At 56.8% G+C, this 4,114-nt stretch carries 5 protein-coding genes; 1 reads left to right on the top strand and 4 read right to left on the bottom strand.

Annotation, left to right across the window (positions count from 1 at the left end; genetic code table 11):
- On the top strand, window positions 1–479 hold a 479-nt coding region (locus tag AC221Y_RS21110; RefSeq protein WP_486708321.1), incomplete at its 5' end, for a nuclear transport factor 2 family protein.
- A gap of 331 nt (window positions 480–810) precedes the next feature.
- On the opposite strand, the gene AC221Y_RS21105 is transcribed toward AC221Y_RS21110, so the two are convergent.
- From AC221Y_RS21105 to AC221Y_RS21090, 4 genes are all read right to left on the bottom strand, one after another.
- A complete protein-coding gene (locus AC221Y_RS21105) occupies window positions 811–2,193 on the bottom strand; it encodes an aminotransferase class III-fold pyridoxal phosphate-dependent enzyme (RefSeq protein ID WP_486708320.1) in 1,383 nt (460 codons plus the stop codon).
- A complete protein-coding gene (locus AC221Y_RS21100) occupies window positions 2,190–2,891 on the bottom strand; it encodes an SDR family oxidoreductase (protein ID WP_486708319.1) in 702 nt (233 codons plus the stop codon). The genes AC221Y_RS21105 and AC221Y_RS21100 overlap by 4 nt, the downstream gene beginning before the upstream one ends.
- A complete protein-coding gene (locus tag AC221Y_RS21095) occupies window positions 2,891–3,673 on the bottom strand; it encodes an SDR family oxidoreductase (RefSeq protein WP_299757081.1) in 783 nt (260 codons plus the stop codon). Before AC221Y_RS21095 ends, AC221Y_RS21100 begins: the two co-directional genes overlap by 1 nt.
- Window positions 3,674–3,704: 31 nt before the next feature.
- On the bottom strand, window positions 3,705–4,114 hold a 410-nt coding region (locus AC221Y_RS21090), incomplete at its 5' end, for a dihydrodipicolinate synthase family protein (RefSeq protein WP_486708318.1).

The raw sequence follows: 4,114 nt of genomic DNA, 5'->3' as shown, positions 1-4,114 counted from the left end.
GAGGGAACGGTATGGACCACGCACAATGCATTGAAGAGCTGGTCGATAAAGCAGCGATTGCCGATGTAATCCACGCCTATTGCTACCACTTCGACCGGGCAGAAGCGGATGACGTTTTGGCTCTTTTTACCGATGACGCTGTCGTGGATTACGGCCCGGACGTGCCGACGATGAACGGCGTGGAGGAAATAGGCCCGATGATTGAGCGCGGGCTGAAAAGTTTCTTCGCGGCAACAAGCCACCACATTTCAAATGTAACAATCCAATTTGAAGGACCGGATGCGGCGAGAAGCGTTTCGTATCTTTATGCTTGGCATCGCTATCATGACGGAAGGCCGAACAGTGAATTATGGGGGCAGTATCACCATGCCTTCAGCCGCACCCCTGAGGGCTGGAAAATTTCGCGTCTGTTTTTGTGTGCTGCGGGATCGAACAGCTTTCATCGTGAAACGATGCACCCGATCGGTCGTCGCAACTGAGCTTGAGCGGGTTCATCCTTGACGCCTACAGCCCGTTTGCCTTGCCCAGCCTTTAAAACGGGCTCGAGGAGGCGCGCCGACAGACTATGTCTACAACTTCATACAGGTCGATCAAATGGCCAACCTCAAGGTGGATTTTGATCGGACACATAGGAGAGACGGCGCGGGGATGCGAGGTGCTTTCCCACTTTAAAAGTGATATTTGCGCCTTTGCCGGTGCTGCGGAAGACCTCCAAAAAAATCCGGAATTAGGAAGCTTTGGACTGGTCGATCAACTCATACGACCGCGTCCAAATTAGATTTAAAGACTCCTATTGGAACTTGGGATGTATCAACCGAGGACCGTGGCTGTGGCCCGTGCCAGCGCATCAACAACCTGATCTACTTCGTCACGCGTTATACAGAGGGGCGGCGCGAAACCAATTATGTTGCCCTCGGGCATCGCGCGAGCAATGACTCCAAGACGTGTCATCTCATTGGAGATCTTTGGTGCGACTGTCATGGGCGGATACCAGATGCGCTCGGCGGGATTTTCCATGAACTCAACCGCTGCGAGGAGCCCAATGCCGCGGACCTCTGCCACATTCGGATGATCACCCAAAACCTCGCTCAGACGCTCGAGGAGATACGGCCCTGTTTCACGGGCGTTGTCGACCAACCCGGTCCGGTCCACGAGTTCCAGTGTCGCAATTCCGGCAGCGGCTCCAATCGGATGAGCTGAATAGGTCCAGCCGTGACCCAGAGGACCGAAGTCGTCCGCCCCCTGCATCAGAACGTCAAAGACGCGGGAGGAGATGATCGAGCCCGAAAGCGGGGCATATGCGGAGGTCAGACCTTTTGCGATGGTCATGAAATCGGGTTTGAGGTCATAGAGGTCGGAACCAAACATATGTCCGGTCCGGCCGAACCCTGTGACCACTTCATCGACGATAAAAAGGATGTCGTTTTGCGCGAGGACCTCTTGCATGCGAGCCCAATATCCCGCTGGCGGAGGCACGATGCCCCCGGTTCCGAGCACAGGTTCTCCGATGAACGCCGCAATGGTGTCAGCGCCTTCGTGCGCGATCATGTCCTCAAGCGCGCCAATCAGATAATCGGTGAACTCGGCTTCGGTCATGTCCGCATCGGGCCGTCGAAGATAGTGCGGTGTTTCGGTATGCAAAAACCCATCAAGCGGAAGGTGGAACCGGTCGTGATAAACCTTGAGGCCTGTCAGTGAACCCGACACCAAACCGGAACCATGATAGCCCCGCCATCTGCTGATAATCTTCCGCTTCTCCGGCTTGCCGCGCAAAATGTTATAGTGCCATGCGAGCTTAACGTTGGTTTCGTTCGCATCTGACCCTGATAGGCCGAAATAGACGCGCGCCATGTGATCTGGCGCTCGATCCATGACCATTTTTGCAAGACGGATCGCGGGTTCGTTGCCATGACCTGCGAAGGAATGGAAATAAGCCAGATCATGCGCTTGTTTGGCGATTGCATCTGCAATCTCTGTCCGGCCATAGCCGGCGTTCACACAATAAAGCGCCGCAAATGCGTCTAACAGACGGTTGCCGTCACGGTCGGTCACAAAAACGCCGTCGCCGCCCGTGATGATCCGGCCGGGAACGTCACCGCGGGCGTGCTGGGCAGTGTGCGTCGTCGGATGGAGCAGACAGTCTCGATCCCATGCCGCCAATTCATCATTAACCAAGGCTTCGGTGCGCGTCATAGCAGGCCTTCCATTCGGGTGTTTACAATCAGTTCAGGCATGCTCGCTTGGTTTGGCAGGGACAACGCAAAGCTCACAATATCTGCGACAGTCTCGGGGGTTAGGCGATCAGCTTTCGCAGTTGCACCGCTAAGGCCCGCGATTAGGTCAGTATCGATGGCACCGGGACAGACCGCTGTGGCACGAATGCCGTCGTCCCATCCTTCGGCGCGCGCGGCCTGGGTCATGGCCAGAAGTGCGTGCTTTGACATTGTGTATCCGGCGGAGCTGCCGGGACGGAAGCGCTTTGCGTCTGTGGACGCTATATTGATAATGCGCCCGGCACCCGTCTTGCGCAACTCGGGCATCGCAGCCCGGGTCAGCAGGAACGGTCCCCTGACATTGACGGACCAAAGATCATCCAGGTCTTTGACATCGCCCACGGTGAACCCAACCATGCGAAATATTCCAGCATTGTTAACAAGCGCATCAACCTGGCCGAAGCGCTCGACCGTCGCAGCGACCCAAGCCTCTGCTGCGCCCTCAACGGTTGCGTCATAGGGCACCGCAAGAAGGTGGTCTGGGCCTTTCTCAAAAACATCTGCCTGGGTAGTATCCCGCAGACCGAGCGACACCCTCCAGTTTTCCGACAAAAGTCGCTCTGTAATCGCCGCGCCGAGGCCCCGTCCACCGCCAGAAATCATCGCGACCTTAGTCATCAGAAAAGCCCTTGATAGTAGCCACCGTCATTGACAATATTCTGTCCGGACATGAAGCCCGCCTGCGCCGAGCATAAAAATGCAACCAGATCTCCGCATTCTGATGGATCGGCGAAGCGGCCCGCCGGGCAGTTCTCGATCCGGTTTTGCACAATTGCTTCGTAGGTCGTGTTGCCACGTTTGGCGTGCCCGTGCAGGTTGGTGTGCAGCGCGTCGGTGTCGAAGAGACCGGGGCAGACTGTATTGATGGTAACATTGTGCGGAATAAGGTCGCGGGCCATTGCTGCTGACGCTCCTGACAAGGCCAATCGGGCTGCATGACTATGGGCGAAGCCGACTTGGGGAAACTTGATGAAGCTGACCGACATATTTACGATGCGGCCAAAATTGCGTTCCTTCATACCCGGCGCAACGGCTTGAATCATCTGGATCGATGACAAGAAGTGAACTTCGAGCCAATAGCGCCAGTCTTCGATCGTTATTTGATCATAGGGCGTGGGAACTTGACGGACGCCAGGGTTATTTACAAGAATATCCACTGGACCGGCAGCCTCCAACAGGGCTGCGCGACCGTCGGCCTCGTTGAAATCGGCCGCCACCGTCCTGACCTCGACGCCGAACTCTTCGCGGATCTTCGCGGCCTCAGCTTCAAGTGTCTCAGTACCTCGTGCGTTCAACGTTACGTGTACACCTTCGTGCGCCAGAGACCGGGCTGTGGCCAGTCCAAGGCCGCGGCTGGCTGCAGTGACGATGGCACGTTTGCCTGTTAGTCCGAGATCCATAGGGTTGTTCCTTTATTATTTTTGATGTCGCTCAGGCGACCTTGGCATGCGCTGGCAGAAGCTCGTTCAATCCTGCGATCAGACCCTTTCGGGCATCGGCTGACAGATCGCGAAGCGGTGGGCGCATGGGGCCGCCACCGTCGAAACCCAGATAGTCCATCGCGGCCTTGGTCGAAGGATAAAGAGTGCGGCCTTCACTGGTAAACAGCTCTGTCAGTGCGATGCCGGTGCTTTGAAGCGCCCATGCCTCTGTCGTGCGCCCGCTGCGTGCAAGCTCCCACATGTCCAGACAGCCCGGGGCCCATACGTTTGGGAAACAGTCGATCAGCCCGTCTGCCCCGGCCAGGGTCGCGGGCACCCCAAAGGCCGACGAAGGGCCACAGAAGACGCGGATCCGGTCCTTCACCCTTAGAAGAGTGGCATGGAAATTCGTCCAGCTTC

The organism is Boseongicola sp., from assembly GCF_057460485.1.
Note: the sequence above shows the minus strand (reverse complement) of the source record. Positions and strands in the feature narration are given on the sequence as shown.